Annotated in this window: 23 protein-coding genes and 1 pseudogene; 16 read left to right on the forward strand and 8 right to left on the reverse strand. The window is 37.4% G+C overall.

What is annotated here, in order from left to right; translation table 11 throughout:
- The first annotated feature begins 9 nt into the window (after positions 1 to 9).
- From BUB45_RS19895 to BUB45_RS20435, 6 genes and pseudogenes are all read left to right on the forward strand, one after another.
- Positions 10 to 1,092, forward strand: a complete 1,083-nt coding sequence (locus BUB45_RS19895; RefSeq protein WP_425303967.1) for an RNase A-like domain-containing protein — start codon at positions 10 to 12, stop codon at positions 1,090 to 1,092.
- 19 nt (positions 1,093 to 1,111) lie between these two features.
- On the forward strand, positions 1,112 to 1,414 hold the full coding sequence (locus tag BUB45_RS11140) for a contact-dependent growth inhibition system immunity protein (RefSeq protein WP_073009009.1): 303 nt from the start codon (positions 1,112 to 1,114) through the stop codon (positions 1,412 to 1,414).
- A 253-nt stretch (positions 1,415 to 1,667) separates the two neighbouring features.
- Positions 1,668 to 1,858: pseudogene (locus BUB45_RS20425) on the forward strand (GNAT family N-acetyltransferase); the annotation flags it as partial.
- A 243-nt stretch (positions 1,859 to 2,101) separates the two neighbouring features.
- On the forward strand, positions 2,102 to 2,515 hold the full coding sequence (locus BUB45_RS11145; RefSeq protein ID WP_073009012.1) for a GNAT family N-acetyltransferase: 414 nt from the start codon (positions 2,102 to 2,104) through the stop codon (positions 2,513 to 2,515).
- 58 nt (positions 2,516 to 2,573) lie between these two features.
- Entirely contained in the window at positions 2,574 to 3,122 is a 549-nt protein-coding gene (locus BUB45_RS20430; RefSeq protein WP_244527721.1) for an HD domain-containing protein, read from the forward strand.
- Positions 3,046 to 3,537: a hypothetical protein gene (locus BUB45_RS20435; RefSeq protein ID WP_244527722.1), complete on the forward strand. Its 492-nt coding sequence runs from the start codon at positions 3,046 to 3,048 to the stop codon at positions 3,535 to 3,537. The genes BUB45_RS20430 and BUB45_RS20435 overlap by 77 nt, the downstream gene beginning before the upstream one ends.
- 250 nt (positions 3,538 to 3,787) lie before the next feature.
- Here BUB45_RS20435 and BUB45_RS11155 read toward each other — a convergent pair whose 3' ends face one another.
- Entirely contained in the window at positions 3,788 to 4,261 is a 474-nt protein-coding gene (locus BUB45_RS11155) for a GNAT family N-acetyltransferase (protein WP_073009447.1), read from the reverse strand.
- Between the two features lie 278 nt (positions 4,262 to 4,539).
- On the opposite strand from BUB45_RS11155, the gene BUB45_RS11160 reads away from it, so the two are divergent.
- The 6 genes from BUB45_RS11160 to BUB45_RS11185 all read left to right on the forward strand — a co-directional run bounded on the left by BUB45_RS11160 (position 4,540) and on the right by BUB45_RS11185 (position 10,629).
- On the forward strand, positions 4,540 to 5,172 hold the full coding sequence (locus BUB45_RS11160; protein ID WP_073009014.1) for a LysE family transporter: 633 nt from the start codon (positions 4,540 to 4,542) through the stop codon (positions 5,170 to 5,172).
- Positions 5,173 to 5,643: 471 nt separating this feature from the next.
- Complete coding sequence (gene rlmD / locus BUB45_RS11165) at positions 5,644 to 7,032, forward strand: 23S rRNA (uracil(1939)-C(5))-methyltransferase RlmD (protein ID WP_073009017.1); 1,389 nt, start codon at positions 5,644 to 5,646, stop codon at positions 7,030 to 7,032.
- 86 nt (positions 7,033 to 7,118) lie between these two features.
- On the forward strand, positions 7,119 to 8,114 hold the full coding sequence (locus BUB45_RS11170) for a zinc-dependent alcohol dehydrogenase family protein (protein WP_073009019.1): 996 nt from the start codon (positions 7,119 to 7,121) through the stop codon (positions 8,112 to 8,114).
- A gap of 227 nt (positions 8,115 to 8,341) precedes the next feature.
- Positions 8,342 to 9,085: a MerR family transcriptional regulator gene (locus BUB45_RS11175; RefSeq protein ID WP_073009022.1), complete on the forward strand. Its 744-nt coding sequence runs from the start codon at positions 8,342 to 8,344 to the stop codon at positions 9,083 to 9,085.
- 76 nt (positions 9,086 to 9,161) lie between these two features.
- The gene (locus tag BUB45_RS11180; RefSeq protein ID WP_342068355.1) at positions 9,162 to 9,899 is read left to right on the forward strand and encodes an ABC transporter ATP-binding protein; all 738 of its coding nucleotides are present in this window, start codon (positions 9,162 to 9,164) and stop codon (positions 9,897 to 9,899) included.
- Positions 9,886 to 10,629: an ABC transporter permease gene (locus tag BUB45_RS11185; RefSeq protein ID WP_073009025.1), complete on the forward strand. Its 744-nt coding sequence runs from the start codon at positions 9,886 to 9,888 to the stop codon at positions 10,627 to 10,629. The genes BUB45_RS11180 and BUB45_RS11185 overlap by 14 nt, the downstream gene beginning before the upstream one ends.
- Positions 10,630 to 10,873: 244 nt before the next feature.
- On the opposite strand, the gene BUB45_RS11190 is transcribed toward BUB45_RS11185, so the two are convergent.
- Positions 10,874 to 11,647 (reverse strand): acetoin reductase, encoded by a 774-nt coding sequence (locus BUB45_RS11190; protein WP_073009028.1) that lies wholly within the window; start codon positions 11,645 to 11,647, stop codon positions 10,874 to 10,876.
- A 445-nt stretch (positions 11,648 to 12,092) separates the two neighbouring features.
- Between BUB45_RS11190 and BUB45_RS11195 the strand changes: the two genes are divergently transcribed.
- From BUB45_RS11195 to BUB45_RS11205, 3 genes are all read left to right on the forward strand, one after another.
- Positions 12,093 to 12,812 carry an ABC transporter ATP-binding protein gene (locus BUB45_RS11195; protein WP_073009031.1) on the forward strand — a complete coding sequence of 240 codons (720 nt, stop codon included), beginning with the start codon at positions 12,093 to 12,095 and terminating at the stop codon, positions 12,810 to 12,812.
- Position 12,813: 1 nt separating this feature from the next.
- A complete protein-coding gene (locus tag BUB45_RS11200; protein ID WP_073009034.1) occupies positions 12,814 to 13,866 on the forward strand; it encodes an ABC transporter permease in 1,053 nt (350 codons plus the stop codon).
- Positions 13,867 to 13,928: 62 nt separating this feature from the next.
- Positions 13,929 to 14,585 (forward strand): TetR/AcrR family transcriptional regulator, encoded by a 657-nt coding sequence (locus BUB45_RS11205; protein ID WP_077706497.1) that lies wholly within the window; start codon positions 13,929 to 13,931, stop codon positions 14,583 to 14,585.
- Positions 14,586 to 14,808: 223 nt separating this feature from the next.
- On the opposite strand, the gene BUB45_RS11210 is transcribed toward BUB45_RS11205, so the two are convergent.
- From BUB45_RS11210 to BUB45_RS11235, 6 genes are all read right to left on the reverse strand, one after another.
- Complete coding sequence (locus BUB45_RS11210) at positions 14,809 to 15,249, reverse strand: GNAT family N-acetyltransferase (RefSeq protein ID WP_073009038.1); 441 nt, start codon at positions 15,247 to 15,249, stop codon at positions 14,809 to 14,811.
- Between the two features lie 30 nt (positions 15,250 to 15,279).
- The gene (locus BUB45_RS11215) at positions 15,280 to 15,711 is read right to left on the reverse strand and encodes a PaaI family thioesterase (protein ID WP_073009041.1); all 432 of its coding nucleotides are present in this window, start codon (positions 15,709 to 15,711) and stop codon (positions 15,280 to 15,282) included.
- Between the two features lie 542 nt (positions 15,712 to 16,253).
- Positions 16,254 to 17,285 carry a LacI family DNA-binding transcriptional regulator gene (locus tag BUB45_RS11220; RefSeq protein WP_073009044.1) on the reverse strand — a complete coding sequence of 344 codons (1,032 nt, stop codon included), beginning with the start codon at positions 17,283 to 17,285 and terminating at the stop codon, positions 16,254 to 16,256.
- Positions 17,286 to 17,501: 216 nt separating this feature from the next.
- Positions 17,502 to 18,278, reverse strand: a complete 777-nt coding sequence (locus BUB45_RS11225; RefSeq protein WP_073009455.1) for a carbohydrate ABC transporter permease — start codon at positions 18,276 to 18,278, stop codon at positions 17,502 to 17,504.
- An 80-nt stretch (positions 18,279 to 18,358) separates the two neighbouring features.
- Positions 18,359 to 19,249: a carbohydrate ABC transporter permease gene (locus BUB45_RS11230; protein ID WP_073009047.1), complete on the reverse strand. Its 891-nt coding sequence runs from the start codon at positions 19,247 to 19,249 to the stop codon at positions 18,359 to 18,361.
- Positions 19,250 to 19,443: 194 nt separating this feature from the next.
- Positions 19,444 to 20,682: a sugar ABC transporter substrate-binding protein gene (locus BUB45_RS11235; RefSeq protein WP_073009050.1), complete on the reverse strand. Its 1,239-nt coding sequence runs from the start codon at positions 20,680 to 20,682 to the stop codon at positions 19,444 to 19,446.
- 353 nt (positions 20,683 to 21,035) lie between these two features.
- Here BUB45_RS11235 and BUB45_RS11240 point away from each other — a divergent pair, with 353 nt between their 5' ends.
- A complete protein-coding gene (locus tag BUB45_RS11240; RefSeq protein WP_073009054.1) occupies positions 21,036 to 23,216 on the forward strand; it encodes a glycoside hydrolase family 3 N-terminal domain-containing protein in 2,181 nt (726 codons plus the stop codon).
- The last annotated feature ends 3 nt before the right edge of the window (positions 23,217 to 23,219 follow it).

Genomic DNA, 23,219 nt, shown 5'->3' on the forward strand with positions numbered 1-23,219 from the left:
TACAATAACTTGGCCGGAAACGTAAAAAGGAAATATACGAATTTCTTTGAAGGTGTCATGGATGTTGTCAGTAGTGTAAACAAAGCTGTCGATGACTTTGAAAAAGGAATAGTAAACAGCATTGCGGGCATGGTTACGGGACTGGTAACCGTTGTTAAAGATGCAGGTGTTGTCGCCGTATCTGGAGTTGTTCCTGATCCTGTGGAGCCATCTTGGTTAAAAGATAGCGCAGATGAAACAGTTGATGCCTACACACAAGCTGCGATACAATTCTTACAAGACCCTATACGTGCGGTTGAATCAACTGCCCAAGCCTTCACAGATACTGTGGAGCAAGAGGGAGTTATGTACGTTACTGGTGCGACCTTCCCTGCCTTGATACCAAGTAGTTTGGCTGTCAAAGGAGCATCAGGCGTTGCCAAACTAGGCGCAGGGGCAGCGAGAAGAACGCCGAAATTATTGGATAGTAAGCCTTTTAGTGGTAATTATTATCGGAAAAAGATAGAGGCAGCTAAAGCTGAAATGGTTAAAGTGACAGAGAAGATCTCTTTTGGTAAAGACTATGCCCTTTCAACTGGTGGCGCAAACTTTATACTAAGAGATAAAGCTCTTGAGGACCACGTCAATCCCCAATTGGTTAATATGAAGAATGGTGGAGGGGGAGAGGCTAAAGGTATAGATAATGTTAAATCAGGAGATACGAGTTCTCTTGCACCTGGGGGCGGATTGGCTGCACATGAGCTAAAAGGTGGGCATTTAATTGAAAGACATGTTGGAAAAACTGATGGAGAATTATTAGAAAGAATAAGAAACAATCCTAGAATTAATGGCTCTTCTACTTTTAAAGATAGAGCTACTGCTGAGAAAGTTGCTAGTAAGGTCTTAAGCGATCTGAATAACAAAAAAGCAGTTGAAACTTGGATAAGTAATCCTCAAAGTAAGTCAAACTTAGTCTTAACTTATGAAGGAACCGAAGTCATTGGACGTGGAGTAAAAAGAGGTTCTACAACTGTTGAAAATATGACAAATGCTAGAATTGTCTTGAAGAAGGATGGAGAAGGGAATTACATTCTAACTGGCTATCCAAATTAATACTAAAGGGTGAGATGTTATGTTGTCTTCTAACAAACTAGAAGAACCTGTATTTCAGTTCTTGGCTGGAACTTTTCATCAAGATATTGATTCTCCAGAAGAGGCCTTACAAGAATTATTAACAGAGGAAAGTAAAGAGTATCTGGAATTTGCTATTATCTTTTTAACAGATTTTATTGAAAGTGAATATTCAGATAAAGAAAAAAATGAATACATTCAATCTTGTGCGGATGGTGTGTACTTTCCGGCTACTGGTTTAAAACCACTTCAGTGGCTCTATCAGGTTATTGAACAAATAAGAGAAGCTGTTAAAACAAAATAACATTATTATAAACCTTAATTGGCTAATAGCCTTTCAAGGTTTTTTACTTTAACTTACAATTGCATGGTCTAACTCCACTGGAGGACATTTGGGATAGGAACACATTTTAATGGTCCTCCTGATATTGATAATCTTGTACCACGAAATAATTACATTAATAGGAGGGGGGAGTTTGGTACGAAATGGAGACTGAGTGGGCCATTGCATTGAGAGAGATACCGCCCAAAAAGGTCTCTGTTATTATTGAACCGATTTAGAATTAAATTTTCATCGTGTATCGTTGCGCGTATTTTCGTTTAATGAAAGAGCAATTCAATTATATCGTAATTAGGATTCAAACAAGAAGGAGTAAGTAGACAAGCGCTGTTTCGAAATGGGAATTGGCATGATATGATCCATATGGCCATACTGCAACAAGAATATATGCCAGCTCAAGAAAGCTAAATAAGGTTTTTGCGTACTCTTTCTTAAGTTCGTATAATTTAAAAAACTTTCAATTTACAAATTTATAAATTTAATGTATAATGTTGGTAAAAATTATATTGCTCGTTTGGAAGAATGTATAGTGAGTCAAGGGTAAATAGCAAAAGCAATCTACTTTTATATTGCTAATACAAGTGGATTGCTTTTTTTTATGTTTTCAACGAAGGGCAGACTTCATTTTCAAAGAATAGGTGGGGATTTATAATGGCAATTCAATATTTAGAAAATAGCTGTAATGATCAAGAGCAAATAACGGCTTTGTATGACAATGTAAAATGGACAGCATATACAGATGATGTTCCTAATTTAATGCAAGCGATAGCACATTCACTATCTGTGATAACAGCATGGGATAATAATCATTTAGTAGGTCTCATTCGCGTCGTTGGGGACGGCTATACGATTATTTATATTCAGGACATTTTAGTAAACGAAGCGTACCAAAATCAAGGGGTCGGATCTGCATTAATGCAGCGGGTGTTGGATAAATATCGAGATGTGCGCCAAAAAGTCCTTCTGACAATAGATGAACCTGGTGTAAGAGCTTTTTATGAAAAACATGGATTTAAATCGTGTGATAAGGGCAGTTTAGTAGCCTTTGCCAAATTGCATGCATAGTTCGCATTACAATACTAATGAAATGCGTTCAATTTTTAAAGAAACAGGAGGAATGAAGGTGAAATATGATTCTGTCTTATCAGAACCATTATATAAGGAAGTGGAGTTCTATGCTTGGGAAAAGCGACTTTTTCAAACAAGTTTTGTTAAAAGATTGAAGTATCTTGCACACTTCGGTGGTGGTGCCTTTATGTCTCCTGTTGTGCATAGTAGGTATGAACATACTGTAGGAGTGTGGAAGTTGGCGGCACTTTATTTTCCAAATCATGATGTCTTAAGGGCAGCAGCCATTTTACATGATATTGGTCATTTACCATTTTCCCATGCGGTCGAAAAACCATTAGATTACAATCATCATGCTCTAACAGAAGCATACATACAAGATGGGGAAATTGCTTCCATTCTCCATAGTGCTAATTTACAGCCTGAAGATGTTGTGCAATATCTTCGTCAACCTTCTCCTTTAACAGGGACAAGGGAGGTTTTAGGTTTGGATCATTTAGATAGTTTTTTACGAGATACGTACATGAGTGGCAGAATGGAAGAATTGCGCCAGGGAAGTATTAAAGCGAATTCATTGTTCAGATCGAGGTGTAGAAACAGATAAACAAACGGGTCTTCAATTACTTCGATTAATTATTCGAGATCATGAACTATTTCTTTCGCCCCTATTATTAGCAGTAGATCGGTTGCTAGCAGAAGCTATTTCGATTTTGTGGAACAATGGTGGCGAAAGTAAGGAAGCGTTCGCTAAACAAACGGATGCAGATGTCATTGCTATATTAAAGTGCTCGCAAAATCCGAAAGTGCGAGCTATTATCCATACTATTTTATACCATCCTGAGCAAATTTATGTACATCAAGCCACATCGGAACAAGGTATCCGTTGTGGCGTTAGAAAGGTGTATCAAAAAAGCCCTATTGCAAACGGAAGGGCTTTAGCTGAAACCGTAGAAGGAAAAGCAATACTAAACCGTTTGGAGCAATTAAAAAAAGAATACGAGGTAAGTATTCCTTTATGAGCTTAATGAGGCGGGGAGGAGTATTAAAAAAAGTGACAATGGGTCTAATTAAACAAACGTTTGTATGAAATAGTTTAGCTAGAAAAGTGGTGGGAGAGGTCAATGAATCCTTACCGCTTGCCAGAGATGTTAACTAAGTTTATGCAGGGCAGAAAACGATAACAGCGACATCGTAAGCAAAAAACGCTTTTCTTCAAAGAAACTTAAACTTAGCTCCCCTCTGCCCTTATTACCATCTTCTTGACAGATATTAGCGCAACTGTTTTACAAAGCAAACTCTATCTTGACCTTTTCCATCATAATTAGTCGTAACGTCAACACCGTCGAGCTGTTTATTTCCTTCCTCGATGTCAAAGCCCATTTTCTTATGGTAAGCAATCGAAGTTTTATTGACAGGCGAAGTTACACAGCGGACAATTTGACGGTTATGCTGTTTAGCCACCGTAAAAAAGCGCTTATATAATAATGTCCCAATTTGTTGATTTCTATATGGAGGATGAACACCGATGAAATGAATGTATGCTTCATTCACTTTAGACGGAGAGAGGAATCCAATAAGAAAGCCTACAATCTCCCCCTCTATTTTTGCAACAAAGCTTGTATTTGTAAAGTGATCGAAAAATAGCTTCGGTAACATAGCTGCCATATCCCTTCCTCCCCACCATTCATTAATGAGTGGTGCTAGTGAATAGAAGTCGGAACCGTTAACAAAACGAATATGTATGCTTGCATGCATGATTTCCTTACCCCTTTTACTTTATATTTTCCCATATTGTATCATAGGCTTCAAAGCTATTCGGAACTGTTTTTTTTTTTTTGAGGATAAGAAGAATGATAGCAGCTTTGTAAATTCCATTTTATGTAATAGATACATTGAAAAAAATGAATCATTTACAAACAGAATCTTTCGAAAAGTTATGATAAACTAGAACATAACAATTCATAGAGAGCTAGATTTTTCATTTAATTCTATCAAGCGTATGCAAGAGGGGGATTAGACTCATGGAATGGTATTTAAAATTTATTTTAGTGGGGTTTTCCATTGCCTTGCCTGTTGGGGCGATTACTGTAGAAATGACGAAACAAGGCTTGAAGAATGGCTTCTTTCATGGGTGGGCTGTTGGCTTTGGTGGAATGACAATTGATGCGTTGCTGATTCTGGCGTTATACTTTGGTTTTGCGCAAATATTATCATTACCTTATGTACAACTACCTTTATGGGTGATTGGCGCAGTGTTTTTATTTATGCTTGCTTACGACTCCATTAAAAATGCGGATAAGGATATTACAATGGCAGGAGGGAAGGTAAATCGCTCCTTAGCAAAAACGTATCGGAATGGATTGCTAGTGGCTGTTTCTCCAGGAAATCTAGTTTTTTGGGTTTCCATATTCGGAGTCGTTTTAGCGGATTCTTACTCTCAATCAGGACAGGCTAGCTTCATTATTTCTGCTTTAGGTATATTAACAGGGATTCTTTTGCATGATGTTGGCTTGTTATCTGTGGTTTCCATTACCCGTAAAGTGATGAGCAGAGCGATGATTAAATGGACATCCGTGGTTGCAGGCGTAATGTTATTCGGTTTTGGTTGTTATTTTCTCTATGAGTTTTATGTGAATGTACAAAATGTATTGTAACCAAGGTTATAGTTTATATAGAAAGTGTTCAACATTAGGGTGTTTAAAAACTGATCAATGGCGGTCAGTTTTTGTTTTGGTTAATTTGCTCTTTTAAAAGAAAAATAACTTTCACCAGAAAGGATCTAATTGCTTAATTTTTCATAGTTAACGTAATAGTTGCGTTCATGAATAAATGATTATATGATAATGCTTAGCATATTTGCTTCTGGAAAAGATGACGCCATTTATTCCAAATAGAAGGTGTTGTAACCTTATTTCAAGGATTGCAAATATGCATTGGTTACATCTAAATGGCTCGTTTTATAAGGGATAGTATGTAGTAAAGATAAGATTTACCTTAGATGCTTAAAGGAATAGATGACTAGCAAAAAAATAGTGAATGGATATATGTATGAAACTATTAAGTTGAGGATATTTATCAGAATTATATAAAAAACAATAAATTTCGAGCATACAAGGAGGAAATAAATGGCGTACAAATATAATGACAATACTTTTATAATGGAAATAACGCAGTTTGATGCAAAAGGATCTGGAAGAGCGGTTATTCAACGTGAAAACAAACAAGGTAAACGGAAAAAACAACACATCACCATTCCCTACACACTTCCTGGAGAAAGGGTGCAAGCGACACTTGTGCCTCCGTATCGAAATAGAGTTGCCAAGCCAGATCAAATTATCGAAGCCCATCCAGAACGCATCGAGCCAGCATGTCTTCATTTTGGTAAATGCGGTGGCTGTTCTTGGCAGCATATATCATATGCAACTCAATTAAAGAAAAAAACTTCCCAAGTAAAACAATTATTAGAAGAGCAACACTTTGATTCCAATGTCGTACAATCAACTATTGGTGCAGATGAAGCTTGGTATTACCGAAATAAAATGGAATTTACATTTAATAAAGCCGGTGATCTTGGTTTACATGAAAAGGGTAATTATCAAAATATTATTCCTTTAGAAACATGCTTCATTGCCAGTCAGGAAATGGTGAATGCAACGATGGAAGTAGCTAAGTGGGCTCAAACACACAGGTTGTCAGGCTATGATAAAGAAACGAAAGAAGGGCTGCTCCGTCATTTAATGGTGCGTCATTCCCAAGCAACTGGCGAAATGATGCTCGCTCTATTCGCAACAGAAAGCCCAGTTGAATCTCCTGCTTTGTCGGATCTTAAGGAACGCATAAAGGATAAATTTCCGTCTGTAACAAGCTTGCTTTGGTTGGAAAATCGGGATATTGCTGATAAAGTACAAGCGCAGCAAGTCCATGTTCTTGCAGGGCGAGATTTTATTTACGATGAATTGGCTGGTTATCGCTATCGATTGTGGTATGATACATTCTTTCAAACAAATCCGAAACAAGCGGAAAAATTAGTAGAATTAGCACTAGAAATGGCTCAACCTCAAGCAACAGATAAAATGATTGACTTGTTCTGTGGTGTTGGTACCTTTTCTTTACCGTTTGCAAGTCGTGTTTCACAACTTGCTGGAATAGAAATCGTAGAATCCTCCATTGCATCGGCAAAACGGAATGCCTCAGACAATGGTGTTCATAATACATTATTCTTAGCTCAGGATGCTCGCCACGGTCTTAGAAAGATGCTTGAAACATTTGGTAATCCTGATGTATTGCTACTCGATCCCCCTCGGTCAGGAGCGGGCGGAAAAGTCATGCGTCGGATTGCGCGTTCAAAGCCAAAGCGCATTGTCTATGTATCTTGTAATCCAAAAACACTTGCTTCAGATATAAAAGAGCTTGTCCCGTTTGGCTATCAACTAGAAGTGGTTCAACCGGTTGATTTGTTTCCACAAACGTATCACGTGGAGTGTGTGGCGTTGCTAGAGTTGAAACAAGAATAGATTTCCAATGGGGTGTTAATAGGTTTTTTCTTCTGCATTTTCGATTCACTGAACAGAATGGTAATAGATAAGCGAGGAGGTTAAGTTTGCAAGCTACATGTGTGAAATTCTGTGAGTTTGGAGCACCAACTAGAGTGTTGCAAGTTGGAAACCGATATTTATCGCCACCAGCAGCCGACGAAGTGCTTGTTCGAATGCTAGCACGTCCAATCAATCCTTCTGATCTTATTCCTATTAGAGGATCTTATGCACATCGTATTTCTTTGCCTAATATTCCTGGATATGAAGGTGTTGGCATCATTGAAGAAGTTGGTGAAGCGGTTTCTAAACAGCTTGTCGGCATGCGAGTCCTTCCTTTACGTGGAGAAGGAACTTGGCAGGAATTTGTGCAAACAAAAAAGGAGTATGTGGTTCCAATTCCTGATGCTATTCCTAATTATATAGCCTGTCAGTTATATATAAATCCGATAACAGCGTGGGTGATTTGTACAGAAGTATTACGCTTAAAAGAAGGGGACGTGCTACTTGTTAATGCAGCTGGTTCTTCTATTGGTAGGATTATGGCACAATTATCTAGGTTAATCGGCTTTGAGATGATTGCAGTATTACGAAATGATCATCATAAAAAGGAGCTACAACGATTAGGCGTTGCGCATGTAATTCATTCGACAAATACAACGAAATCCATCTATCATAATGTGATGGAGATCACCAATGGGAATGGTGTAGCAGCTGCAATTGATGCTGTAGGAGGCTTTTCTGGAACAGAGCTAGCTTTGTGTGTACAACCTGATGGTGATTTTTTAACACTTGGTTTGTTATCAGGAGTTCCTGTTGATTGGAAGTTGGTTTCGACACAAGCAAAAGTTAATGCGCGTTTATTTCATTTAAGACATTGGAATAAGCAAGTTTCTACACATGATTGGCAAAAAGCCTTCAAACAAATAATTCAATTCATCGTCGAAGGAAAAGTAACTTTGATGAAGCATGCGGCAACTTATCCTTTATTTGAGGTTAAAGAAGCTGTGCAATGTGCTGAAACAGCTCAATCCAATATGGGGAAGGTTATTTTAATAAATTAATAAACAAAACCATCAGTGAACTGAACTGCACCTCCAATTATTAAAGTTGTGTCTAAAAATTGGGATGCAGTTCAACTGGTGATGGTGTGTATTAGTGTTATTGCCCATCGTATCCAGATTAGATGAACACAACTATCGTTGAAGCTAGAGAATAAATTTCATCCAACTCTCCATTATAACACCAGACTTTCCATCCATGTTACGGTAATAGTATGGGGGTAATAACTATGTATACGTATAAAACCTCGCAAATTGCTGAATTAATTGGAATTCATCCTAATACAGTACGACTATATGAAGATTTAGGTCTTATTCCAAAACCTAAACGTCAAGCAAATGGCTATCGTATTTTTACAGATCATCACGTAGAACAATTTAGACTTGCCCGGCGAGCCTTCCAAATTGAAGTGTTACAAAATGGACTAAGGAAAAAAATGGTCAAGATGGTCAAGACAGCAGCGTCTGGTGATTATGATAAGGCTCTTCAGCTTACCCAGGAATACATAGAACAATTACAAGAAGAACGAAATAATGCAGAAGAAGCTATAGGCATTGTGAAAAGGCTTCTATACGGTGAACCAACCCAAAACAAACAGCATATGAAACGAAAGGAGGTTTCTGAATATCTTCATATTTCTATGGATACACTTAGAAATTGGGAGATGAATGGTCTCCTATCTGTGAAACGTAAGAAAAATGGTTATCGCATTTATAGAGATGACGATATTCTGCAGTTGAAAATTATTCGCTCTCTTCGATGTGCAAATTATTCTCTTGAGTCCATTTTACGTATGCTCCATGCTGTGTCTTTAAATCCTAACACAAATTTAAAAAAAGTACTTAATACGCCTACGAATCAGGAAGATATTATTTCAGTATGCGATAAGTTAATAGACTCATTGAACAAAGCTGAAAGCAACGCGCAAATCATGATTAATCAACTACAATATATGAAAAATAGATTTCGTTAAACCCTACACTTTAACACCAGCCTTCTCGCTGGTGTTATTCTTTTATTCGACAATAAAATAAGGAGGAGATGTCAAAATGTCTATGCAAGACGTTATTCGTGTGGAGCACCTATCGAAGTCTTTTAATGGGCTACCAGTAATAAGAAATTTGAGTCTTTCCATAAAAAGGGGAGCGGTATTTGGCTTACTTGGTGCAAATGGTGCGGGAAAAAGCACAACGATTGAATGTATGCTAGGTACCAAAAAAGCTGATAGTGGAAGAGTTACTATTTTAGGGAAAAACCCATGGAAAGAAAGAAAACAATTGTTTCAAAGAGTAGGAGTGCAATTTCAGGAAGCGCATTATCAAGAAAAAATAACAGTCCAAGAATTATGCGAAGTAACGCAATCTTTTTATAAGAAAACGGATAATTATAAAAAATTATTGGAGCAATTTGGTATTTTTGAAAAGCGTAAAAATTTTGTGAGCGAGCTTTCGGGAGGGCAGCGTCAAAGGCTATTCATTGTTCTTGCTCTTATCCCTCAACCAGAAGTTGTTTTTTTAGATGAATTAACAACTGGGCTTGATGCAAGAGCAAGACGAGATGTATGGAAAATTCTTACTAGTTTAAAGAAAAAGGGGCTAACCATTTTCTTAACCTCACATTTTATGGATGAAGTGGAAAATCTCTGTGATGGCATTTGCATTTTGAGGAAAGGGCAGATGGTGTTTCATGGAACAGTTGAAGACGCTATAGCTTCAAGTCCTTTTGATAAATTTGAAGATACTTATTTATGGTATACAGAGGAGGAAATGGGAAATGAGTACCTTTAGAACCATGCTTAAAACAGAATTAAAACTTTCGCTAAGAGGAATGGATATGTTCATTTTTGCTATTTGTATGCCGCTAATCGTGTTAGTCATCCTAGGTATTATCTATGAAGACAACCCTGCTTTTCATGGAGCAGATTATACTTTTTTACAGCAGTCCTTTGGAGCGCTTGTTACCATTTCCATTTTGGCTGGTGGAGTGATGGGTCTTCCGTTAGTAATATCTGAATACCGCAGTAAAAAAATACTGAAACGTTTTAAAGTAACCCCCGTTACACCTGTGATGATTCTGTTCGTACAATTAGTCATTTATGCATTATATGCCGTCGCGTCACTTCTGCTTCTTTATCTTGTTGCCGTATTATTTTTCAATTTCCAATTGGTAGGATCGTGGTTTTATTTTTTGGGTGGTTATTTTTTAGTTATGCTATCTATTTTTAGTATCGGCATGATGGTTGGTGGGCTCGCACCTAATACAAAAACAGCTAGTGTATTAGCCATTTTATTGTATTTTCCTATGCTTATTTTTTCGGGTGCAACATTGCCTTATGAAGTTATGCCAGAGGCACTTCAAAGAGTGGCTGATATAATGCCGATGACGCAGGGTATTAAGCTAATAAAAGTCGCTTCTCTTGGAATGGAAATGGACCATGTATTACTTCCAATCATGGTAATGGCGATTGTTGCAGTAATATGTACAGTGCTTTCTATCAAATTTTTTAAGTGGGAATAACGCATGTGATCATACCATTTTGTCTGGAAGCGCTCGCTTTGGGATAATAGTGAAGTGATTTTGTAACAGAATAATCGATATGTTTATTATTCACGTTTGGAAGTTCTTCTAGCAGATAAATGAATAAAAACAAAATCTGCCGGTCATTTTCCGGCAGATTATTATGAAAGCAACATGAATGAGAAAACAATATCGATCTAGCTAAAATGAACAATTGGGGGTGTTAGCTATACTGTTCATTTGTTTATCTATAAACAAGGCCACCATCTGTTAGAATCGTTTGACCTGTAATGTAATCTGCATCATCGGAAGCTAGGAATGAAACTAAGTTAGCAACATCTTCTGGAGTTTGATAACGTTGTAAAGCGATAGCAGAAGAATATTGTTCAAAAGCTTCACCTGGTTTTAAGTTATCGCTATGTTTTACCATTTCTTCATCAATTCTATCCCACATTCTTGTTTTTGCTATACCAGGGCAGTATGCATTCACTGTAATTTGGTGTTTAGCTAACTCTTTGGCTGATGAATGGGTAAAAGATCTTACAGCATGCTTTGTAGCGGAATAAGTACTTAGCATTTCATATGATTCATGGCCAGCAATGCTACATGCGTTAATTACTTTCCCTTTTGTTTCCTGTTTTATAAATTGTTCGGCAGCAGCTTGTGTACCGAATACAGTACCATTTACATTGATTTGGAAGGAGCGATTTAGCTCTTCTTCTTCAACTTCTAAGAAAGGTGTAATAGCGTCAACGCCAGCGTTATTTATAAATACATCTAAACGACCGAAATGTGCTACTGTTTCTTTCACTACATGAAACTGGTCTTCTCGTTTGGCAACATTACCAACAACGCCATGGACGTCAAAACCTTCTTCTTTAAACTCTTTTACTGTTTGGTTTAGCATTGGCTCATTAATGTCATGAACGACTACTTTGAACCCATCTTTACATAAACGATGAGCAATCCCTTTTCCTAATCCTTCTGCGGATCCTGTAACTACGGCTACTTTTTCCATTATAAAGCCTCCCAAAAATTAACTTTTATATCCATTTCCTATTATACCACTCAGTTATAGCCTCGTATTAATAAAAAACGACAAAATGTGACAAAACTCTAAACATATAGCAGTTTTGACTAGGGGATTTTTAAGCATCTGTAAATAAAACAAGGAAGAAAGTGGTCTTCGTTGGAGATGAAAAAAGGTATGCTAGCAGCTTTTCTTTAATTATAGCGTTATTAGTAGTAGCTTTTTATCACTATAGTAGTATATAGAGGGAAGGAGTATAAGATGTTTTGGTTTATAGTATAATAAAAACAAAGGTTTTTGCCATAAGACTTAGCGACAAGCCAAGTCTTTCTAAGAGAAAGGAAAGCAGATAGGAATTGCATTGACATTTTATGTGAATTTTGATTAAATGATAGTGAGTAAGTAATCACTTTATAAAAAGGTGGAGATACCATTGCAACATGCGGTGTCAGTCAAAAATGTTAGTAAGCGTTATCGGAAAAATAATGTGCTACGACAGGTAGATTTGATGATAGGTGCAGGGAGTGTCTATGGTTTAATTGGACCTTCAGGAGCTGGAAAGACAACTTTAGTCAAAATGGTGGTTGGAATGGAAGTTCCCGATCAAGGGGAGATTCATGTGCTCGGACAATCTATGCCGAATTTGTCTTTAATGCAAAGAATTGGTTATATGGCGCAATCGGATGCCTTGTACTTTGAGTTAACAGGGAGAGAAAACTTGCAATTTTTTGGTTCTCTTTATCAATTGAAAAGCCAACAGCTGAAAGAAAGGATGAAGTATGTGGCGGATTTGGTGAATCTAGAAAAAGATTTGTCCAAAAAAGTCTCTACCTATTCTGGTGGGATGAAACGCCGACTATCGCTTGCTATTGCCTTCATTCAAAATCCTGATGTTCTTATTTTAGATGAACCAACTGTTGGCATTGATCCCGCATTACGGCTTAGCATTTGGAATGAATTGTTACGCCTAAAAAACGAAGAAGGGAAGACCATTATCGTGACAACGCATGTCATGGATGAAGCGGAAAAATGCGATTGTATTGCAATGATTAGGGAGGGAGCCATTATTACAACAGGTTCTCCATCCGCATTAAAAAAGAATTATAGTGCAAATAATTTAGATGACGTGTTTTTGAAAGCGGGGCGAATGTAGTATGAGGATAAAGGCAATTGTGCGACGTATTTTTAAGCAGATGTTTCGAGATAAACGAACGTTAGCATTATTATTTGTTGCCCCTCTATTCATATTGACCCTCATGCATTTGTTATTTAACAGCGAACAAGTAGATCCGCTTTTAGGTATAGAGGGTGCGGATGACAGTTTTATTAATAAGTTAGAAGCAAAAAATATAGAGGTGCAGACATATACCAATGTTAAAAATGCCCACGCTACAGTAGTTGACGATGAATTGGACGGATTTTTAAAAATGGATGATGAAAAACAGCAACTTACGCTATTAAATAGTGATCCAACGGTTTCGCGAACGCTTGAAATGAACATAAAGCAAATAACAAGTAAGATGCAAATTCCTGATCAAATGCAAAAAAGTTTAAACCAAGAGGATAGTACAGTTGCCATTTCATATGTTTATGGAGATGAAGATACCGCATTTTTTGATCGGTTAGGTCCGTTATTAATTGGCTTTTTTGTATTTTTCTTCGTGTTTCTTATTTCGGGTATTGGTTTATTGAAGGAACGAACGACTGGAACATTAGAACGATTAATGGCTTCCCCTGTTAAAAGAGGGGAAATTGTTGCTGCATATTTAATCGGTTTTGGCATATTTGCTTTGTTGCAAACGATTATTGTAGTTTTCTTTGCTGTGAATGTACTTCAAATGATTTTAATCGGCTCGATTTGGAATGTGCTTCTCATCAATTTGTTGTTAGCTTTAGTTGCCTTATCTTTAGGCATCTTACTATCTGCCTTTGCTGAATCGGAGTTTCAAATGATGCAGTTTATTCCAATCGTTGTGATTCCACAGATTTTCTTTTCAGGGATTATTCCACTAGAAGGCATGGCAGATTGGCTACAAGTATTAGCAAAAATAATGCCGCTTTATTACGCTGGCGATGCGTTACAGAGCGTAATGTATGAAGGCTTAGGGCTAGCTGATATAACTGGGGATTTGTATGTGTTGCTGTTATTTGCATGCATACTCATTATCTTGAATTTATTCGGATTAAAGAAATACCGAAAATTGTAACAATGTATTTTCTATGAAGTAAATATTAGGGACGTATTTTGTATAGAGAGGACGGAAGGGATTTGACGTACAACAACTTATTGGATTCCATGATTGCAGAGGCGAAACGTTCTAAAAAACAGACAGAAAAGCAACAAAAGATAATAGAGACAGCAATTCAATTATTTGCTGAAAAAGGGTATGCGAATACGTCTACAAATGAAATTGCCAAGCAAGCAGGGGTTGCAGAAGGTCTTATTTTTAAGCATTATGGAACGAAAGAGAATGTATTGCGTTCTGTCATCTTGCCATTCTTCAAATCATCCCTTCCAGGCATGGCAGAAGAAGTATTTGCTGAAGTCCTGCCAGCAGAAACAACGACGTTTGAAGAATTTTTACGTGCGTTTCTTTATAATAGAATTCAGTTCTTTTCTGAGAATAAACAAATTTTACAAGTGGTTATGAAAGAGATCATATACAATGAATCCTTAAAGAAAGAGTTGTTACCTTATTTGGCTAATGAAATTCGTTATCGTTTTAGAAAGGCGATTGAAACGTTTAAAACGAAGCAGGAACTGAAAAATATTCCAACAGATGATGTCGTCAATATACTGCTTTCTGTTTTAGGGGGGTTTATTATCTCGCGTTTTGTTATTGTAGATGTAGATAGGATTCATGAATACGAAGTGGAGCAACTAATTCAATTCATTATGGATGGCATACGTCAAAATGACCATTAGACTGTTGCTGCGGTCTTAGGTGAACACATAATACCCTTTTTGTTATAGGTTAGAAATGCACTTTTATTCGAACAGAAGCATGTAAAACTCGGCAACCTTTAGTATAGACATTGCCGAGTTTATTTGTACTATAGGAAAAAGCATAGGATTTGATTTTTGGTGTTTATAGCAAAACTAAGGCTTCTGCCATAAGTCATGGTGAGAACCCAAGTTTTTCTATAGTTTATAATTTTTTAACGAAGACATAACTCGTTTTACCATACTCCAATTTTTCTTCGTAAAATTGATGTGCTGACGCACGTTGTAATCCAGAAGAAAGAGAAACAACGTCATAGTTTTGCTTTTTTGCCCAATGTTCAACATAGTGTAAGATGGTTTTGCCGTATCCTTTTGAACGTAAGCTGGAGTCAGTAACTAAGTCACAGACCCATATGGATCTACCGTTGTATAACGTAATCATTGGCATAAACCCACAAACAGCCACGATACGATTTTCATCATATAAAGCAAAAAGTTGGTAATCATTCTCTTCCACCGCTTGTGAGAATAGTTCTATAAAGGAATGCGCATTTAAATGTGGTCTTAATTGTTTCATAATTGGAAAAGCTTCTATCCACTCTTGCTCAATCTTTAATTCTTTGATGGTTGGTTGGGTAATGCTCATTATCTTTTCTCCAATCCCATTATATGGTAGTTACATTTTTAATGAAGGGTCAAAGGTTACAATGGTACCTTGTGCAGTGGCGCAGAGTTTCTTTTCGCCGTTCTCGATTACTTCCACATCACAACGACAGACGGCTTGACGTTTTCCGGCATACACTACCAAGCCGGTAGCAATTAAACTTTCTCCAATAGCTGGACGTAGATAATTAATTTTGTATTCGGACGTTAATACATGTGGGCCTAAAACAGATCCTCCTGTAAAAGTTAATGCATTATCAGCAGCATAGCTTAAAACACCACCGTGGACAAAGCCATTTTGCTGTAGTAGATTTTCTTTTATTGGTATTTCTAGCACAGCTTCCCCTTCATTAAATGTAGTTAGTTTGGCGCCTACAAGCTTGCTAAATGGTTGCGCATCTAGTAATTGTCTTCCTATGTAAAGGTATTCATCGTGATTTTTCAACTATTTCTCCTCCTAAAAAACATCTATTTTTTTATTAAATATTTAGAAAATAAAGATTAAACTAATCGTAATGGTGAGGTTCAAATAAGTCAAGAAAATACGGATAATTATTATAAGAAGAAATTTGCGCTTTTTTCATTATGAAATGAATGATTAGAAACACTGAACATATATACATATATGGAAAGTATGATGGAATCGATGTTGGGAGAAATGATCATGCTAGAATAGCAAGATCCCTTGATTCGGATTATGTTTATGCTGTTTTTATGGACCATTGTATTCATTTTGTGGGGAATACGGGAAACTGCTAGCGAAGAAAAAATTGGAATCATCCAGCCGTAACAGCGGATCATTTTTATGTTAATGAGTCAGGGGTTTTCATCAATTTGGATCACTCGTTTAGGTTATAAAGTTGAATATAGTGCGGTGCGCCGTCTGTGTGTATTTGAATGGATGTAACTATGCTAGTTTAAATCAAACAAAGCGTAATAGAAGAGTGGGGGAGAGCCCGCCCCCCGCATCAAATTAATTGCTTGTAGTTACGTTTCATTCGTATGCTGTTTGGTAGAATTTTCAGGAGATAGTCTCTGCATTACAGATTGCCGCTTTACTAATTCGGTTGATAATGTGTATTGATGGTCGACTTTTTCTCCTGCTAATACTTGAAAAATAACATGAACGGCTAATGAGCCTGCTTCATATTTTGGTTGTTTTATTGTTGAAAGCGGAGGAGAGACATATTCGGCGAGTTGAATGTCGTCAAATCCAATAACGGATAAGTCATTAGGGACAGAAATATCATTTTCTCTTAAAGCTTCTAATCCACCTATTGCCATTTCGTCATTGGCATAAAAAATAGCATGCGGTAATTGGCGCTGTGCAATGAGCATCTTGGTTGCGCGATACCCGCTTTCTCGAGTGAAGTCACCGATGATTTTCCATTTGGACTTATAAGGGATGTTGTAATCTTTTAAAGCATTCAAGTACCCTTGGAAGCGAAGTTGATTATCGTGTGAGTTGTAAGGACCGCTCACATATGCAATTTCGCTATGGCCATGTTGGATTAAATGCTCTGTTGCTAAATATCCGCCATGGATATTATCAACTTCAATATTATAAATAAAGCTACTATCTAAATTTCTATCCAATACAACAAGCGGAAATCCTTTACGAGCGGATTGTACGGTTACCTCGTCGCTAATATTATGTGCAAGTATAATCGCCCCATCAACCCGTTTTTCTTGTAAAAATTTTACCGCTGTAGAATCTGCTCCACCAATAGAGCTGCAGGCAATTAAGTCAAAGCCGTTTGCAGTAGTTACATCTTGCACGCCTTGAATTAACTCTGAGTAATAAGGACCTGACAAATCGCTCAAAATTAACGCGATCGTATTTGTATTTGTCCTTTTTAAATCAGAAGCTAAGCCATTCTTTCTATAGTTTAATGACTTTGCCGCTGCTGCTACTTTTTCTTTTGTAGTTTGGCTTACTTTATCGCTATTGTTTAAAGCATAAGAAGCAGTAGATACTGCAACTCCAGCAAGCTTTGCTACATCTTTTATTGTTGCCATGCACACACTTCCTCCATAAAAAACATAAAAACGATTCCATGCTTCTATTATTGTATCTTAGATTGATGTCGTTAGCACTACCTATTTAAAAATGTGGTCGTCTGTAGTTAATTTCGGCGTTTAGACAGTTCATGTGAAGAGGAATGACAGTGTATCATCTTATAATAGTAAAGAGTTTCAAGTTATATGCTACACTTGAACATCACTAGTGTTTTATTATTTAATACCAGACATGGTAAAACCTTCCACAATGTACTTTTGGAAAAAAGCAAAGATGATAATAATTGGTACGACCATAAAGGCTGCACCTGCCATTTGTAAAGCAAAATTATTGCCATACTGGCCTTGTAATAAAGATAAACCTACAGAAAGCGTATAGAGGCTCTCATCATTTGCGATAATTAAAGGCCATAAGAAACTATTCCATGCGCCGATAAATGCAAGAATTCCTTGTACGGCAAAAATAGGTTTAGCAATAGGAATAATAAGCCGGAAAAAAATATAAAATTCTCCCGCTCCGTCTAAACGTGCAGCTTCAATTAAATCCGTTGGTATCGTGCCCATAAACTGTCGGAATAAGAAAATGCTAAATGCTGCGACTAGACCTGGCAAAATAATACCCGGTAACGTGTTGGTGAGGCCCATTCCATTAAGTAATAAGTAAACAGGTATCATCGTTACTTGGCCTGGGATCATCATAGTTGCTAGAACAAGATAGAATATTTTTTCTCTGCCTTTAAATGCAAACTTAGCAAAACCGTATCCTGCCATGCCGTTAAACAATAAGCCGACAAACGAAAAAGCGACGATAATTAATGTATTTCGTAAATAGACTAAGAAATTTAATTCTGTAAATAGGTGTTTAAAATTATCCAGCGTTGGATTTTCCGGTAATATAGTTGGTGGAATGCGCAATGCTTCACTCTCAGGTTTAAAGGCACTTGTTATCATCCAAATGAATGGAATGGATACTAAAATTCCGCCAATAATCATCAGCACGGTGATAAGGGTTTTTTCTGTTTTCCCTTTTGTTGAATGTATAGAAGCCAAGATAAATCCCTCATTTCATAAGGTTAATATTCTGTATCGGATTTTCGAAGTTTAAATTGAATTAAAGTAATGATAATAATCATGATAAACAATACGAAAGAACCCGCAGCAGCATAACCAAACTCACTAAATTGAAAGCCCTCTTGATAAATAAACAATGCAATAGATAGTGTTCCGTCTAGTGGTCCGCCTTGTGTCATCACGTAAGGCTCTTCGAAAAACTGCATCCAGCCAATTAACGTCGTTACAGTTACGAAAAAGGTTGCATATCTCAATAAAGGTAACGTCACATTAAAGAATGTCTGAATGCGGTTGGCGCCATCGATTTTCGCTGCTTCATAATAAGCTCTAGGTATTCCTTGCAGGGCAGCGAGAAAAATAATCATATTAATGCCAATACCTTTCCAAACTGCGAGGATAATAAGCGAAATTTTAGCAATGGTAGGCTCTTGAAGCCAAGGTATATTTTCTACAGAAAGTAAAGATAGAATATAATTAAATAACCCGTACTCTGTGTTGTATAAATAACCCCAAATGACGGCGACGGCAATAATATTCGTTATAGATGGCATATAGTATACCGATCGGAACATGGAAAACAACTTATTGCTTCCGTAGTTCAGCATGAGTGCAATACCTAATGAACAAATAATGACGAGCGGAACGCCAATGACAACATAAAATAACGTGTTGAAAATAGATTTGATAAAAGTATCATCAGCAAATAGGTTTTGATAGTTATCAAAGCCGATCCAACTGATGTTTGACCAATTTGCTAATCCTTTTAAATCGAGATCTGTAAAGCTAATAAAAAAAGCGATCGTAATCGGAATAATACTGAAAATAATTAATAAAGTAACTGCAGGTGCAATGAACATGTAGGGATGTCGATTACGGAATTTTTGTTTAAACATTTCTTAAACCACCTATCGTCATGAAACGTATTTTGGTGGAAGCATATAAGGTCGCTGGATATCGCCTTATATGCTTCTTTATCATAAAGTGAACCTTTAAGTAGTGGGGGATTATTTCATTCCCCACTTATACTTGTTCAACTTTCATCTGTCAATTTTTGAGTGGGTCTTACAGCACCTTATATTGGGAGAAATTATTCTTCTAATAGATCTTGCGCCGTTTTGTTAAATTGCTCTATTTCTTTCTCTAAATCCGCCCCGCCTGCATTGACGCGTTCTAACGCACTAAGTAATTCTTGGGCGATGCGTTCAAACTGTTCTGTTTGAAGTCCTGCTTTTGCTTTTTTCAATTGCTCACCAAACACACTATACATTGGATCATCTTGTAATATTGGATCTTCCCAGCTTTCTAGCTTAGAAGGTAGTGTATTAGATATATCTAACCATTCAAGTTGTGTTTCTGTTTCATTCATATAGGAAAGGAATTTCAAGGCATTTTCTACATTTTCTGAATTATGGAAGATTGATAATGTTGCTCCACCCATACTAGAAGCGTTTGTTTCGTTACCTGGCATAACAGCTGGTGCCCATTTTCCTTCTATATCTGGAGCTTGTTCGTTAATAATATTTACCATCCAAGGGCCACTGAAGAACATTGGTTTTTTCCCATTTGCAAATGCTTGGATAATATCCTCGCCTTGCTCTACTTGGCTGGACCCTTCTTTAAAGAAGCTTGTATAATACTCCATAGCACCTAAAAATTCTGGTGTGTCAAAATTTAATTTGCTTTCTTCCAAATTTGCCTCATAACCATTTTGCCAAGCGAAGATAAATGGCATAATTTGATCATTTTGGTCAATATCTATTCCATAATGACCTTCACCACGGTCTGCTAGTTTCTTTGCTGCGTCTTGTAATTCTTCCCAAGTTTCCGGAGCTTTATCATAACCTGCTTCTTCTAATATATCGGTGCGGTAATATAGTACGCGAGTGTCTACATACCATGGAATACCAACGATTTGGTCATCATACTGCATGATTTCTGCGGCACCATCAAAATAATTTTCGGCTGCGAATTCTGGATGCTCTTCCATATATTCCGTTAAATCTAATAACGCTCCTGCCTCAGCGAATTCTGGCACCCAAGTAGTACCTAATTGCAGGATATCTGGGCCATTTCCAGAAGCTACTGCAGTTAATAGTTTATCGTGGGCACTATCCCAAGGGATAGCTTGTACATCTACTTTCAATCCTTTGTTGTCTTTTTCAAATTTATCTGTTAGTTGCTTTAACAGCTTCCCTTCCTCACCCATTGCCCACACGGTAATTTCATCGTCTTTATTTCCGCTATCTTTTTTAGCAGCTTCCTCATTTCCGCAAGCGCTTAATGCTAGTAAAGCTACGATAAAAGTTAATACCAACCATTTTCTCATAATAGAAACACTCCTTTAGTTTTATTGAAACGTTTCGATAAACTGATTATAATAAAATTTGAAGTCGCTTTCAACTGTTTTTTTCATATTTGCTTACTTTTTTTGTTTTATATTCAATAAATGTTAACAAATCAATGTTTTGTTCTTTATTTTACCTTAATGTTGTTTGACTATAGGTAATAAAACAATTATAATCCAAAATATAAACATCATTGAAACGTTTCGATTAAAGCGGTTTTTTGTTTACACTTTAGGAAAGTATAAAAGTTAAAGGTTTATAGTATAAGAAAAACTATGCCATTCGCCATAAGACTTGCCAAAAAGCCAAGTTTTTCTAATGAGGAGGGGTAACAATGAAAGTAAATCAAATAAAAGATTTAGTAAGCAAAATGACTTTAGATGAAAAAATCGGACAAGTTATCCAATTAGCCACCCCGTTTTTTAAAGGGGCTTCTGATGAGGGGCAAATAACTGGGCCAATGAAAGAAATGCATATACCTGATCACATGCTGCAACATATAGGGTCCGTTTTAGGTGCATCGGGCGCCAAGGAAACGAGGTCGATCCAAGAGCAATATTTACAGGACAGCAGATTACGCATTCCCTTGCTTATTATGTCCGATATTATTCATGGTTATAAGACCATTTTTCCAGTTCCATTAGCCATCGGTTCTTCTTGGGATTTAGAACTTGCTGAAAAAAGCGCAACAATTGCTGCTAAAGAAGCCGCTGTGAGCGGTGTGCATGTAACCTTTGCACCAATGGTTGATTTAGTCCGTGACCCACGCTGGGGAAGAGTCATGGAGTCTACAGGTGAAGATTCTTATTTAAATAGTGCGTTTGCTAAAGCGCAAGTTCGTGGGTTTCAAGGTTCTGATTTAAAAAATGACCACGAAAGCGTTGCTTCCTGTGTGAAGCATTTTGCTGGTTATGGTGCAGCTGAAGGAGGCAGGGATTATAATACGGTAAACATGTCAGAAAGAGAATTACGCGAATCGTATCTCCCAGCTTTTAAAGCAGCCCTTGAGGCAGGTAGCAAATTAGTGATGACAGCCTTTAATACGGTTGATGGAATTCCAGCAAGTGCAAATAAATTATTAATGCGTGATCTTTTACGTGAGGAATGGAATTTTGACGGTGTCGTTATATCTGATTGGGGCGCCGTGAAAGAATTAATTCCGCATGGTGTGGCTTCAGATGAAAAAGAGGCAGCTATGAAGGCCATTACAGCAGGTGTAGATATAGAGATGATGACTGGATGTTATGCTAATCACCTGCAACAGCTCATAGAAACAAATGCAATGGATGTGGAACTTCTAAATGAAGCTGTGATACGAATTTTACAGTTAAAAGACGAATTAGGATTGTTCGATGATCCATATCGAGGTGCAGATGAAAAAAGAGAAGCAGAAGTTGTTATGTGCTCTGCGCATCGACAGGCAGCACGTGACATTGCCGCTAAATCTTGTGTGCTGTTAAAAAATGAGCAAGATGTGTTGCCGCTTGCTACAACGCAAAAAATGGCACTTCTTGGCCCGTTTGCTAATAGCAACGATATTCTTGGCCCTTGGTCATGGTTAGGTGATAAGAATGAAGCAATACCATTAGATGTAGGGATGCGCAATCAACTACCTGCTTCTCAGTTATATGTAGCGAACGGTTGTGGAGTGAATAATCATTGTGAACAGGATCTTTCTAAAGCAATAGAACTTGCTAAGCAATCGGATGTGGTTGTTCTAGCTTTAGGAGAAAGCTCTGAAATGAGCGGTGAGGCCGGCTCAAGAACAAATATACAATTGCCACAAGCGCAACTAGATTTAGTAGCAGCGATAGCTAAGTTGGGTAAACCAACTGTCGCTGTGTTATTTAATGGCAGACCGCTCGATTTACATGGGGTAGTTGACCAAGTAGACGCAGTGCTTGAAGCATGGTATCCAGGAACAGAGGGCGGTACAGCAATTGCAGATATTCTCTTTGGCAATGTCAATCCGTCTGGAAAGCTTACGATGTCGTTCCCGTATAATGTAGGACAAATTCCTGTATACTATAACAGCTATAATACAGGGCGCCCTCAAGGTGCTATCAATGCTCAAGAACGATATGTATCACAATATTTGGATTGTCCGAATGAGGCTTTGTTTCCATTTGGCTATGGGTTAAGCTATACCTACTTTAAATATAGTGATCTAGAGCTTTCTTCCGATTTGATGACACCAGATAAACCAATAACGGTTAAAGTCAAGGTAACAAATGCAGGTGATGTAGCAGGGGAAGAAGTGGTTCAACTCTATATTCGTGATTTAGTCGGCGAAGTGGTGCGTCCGCTTAAAGAATTAAAAGGATTTCAAAAGATTTCTTTACAGCCTGGTGAAGAAAGAGTTGTTATGTTTACGCTAACAGAAGAACAGCTTCGTTATCACCATGCCGATCTTTCCTATCATAGTGATGAAGGAAGATTTGATTTGTATGTTGGAGCAAATAGCCAAGATGTCATGACGATATCGTTCAATTTGCATAAGACGAAAGGAGAATGAGGT

The sequence above is a fragment of the Virgibacillus chiguensis genome (genome assembly GCF_900129865.1).
Classification (GTDB): domain Bacteria; phylum Bacillota; class Bacilli; order Bacillales; family Amphibacillaceae; genus Virgibacillus; species Virgibacillus chiguensis.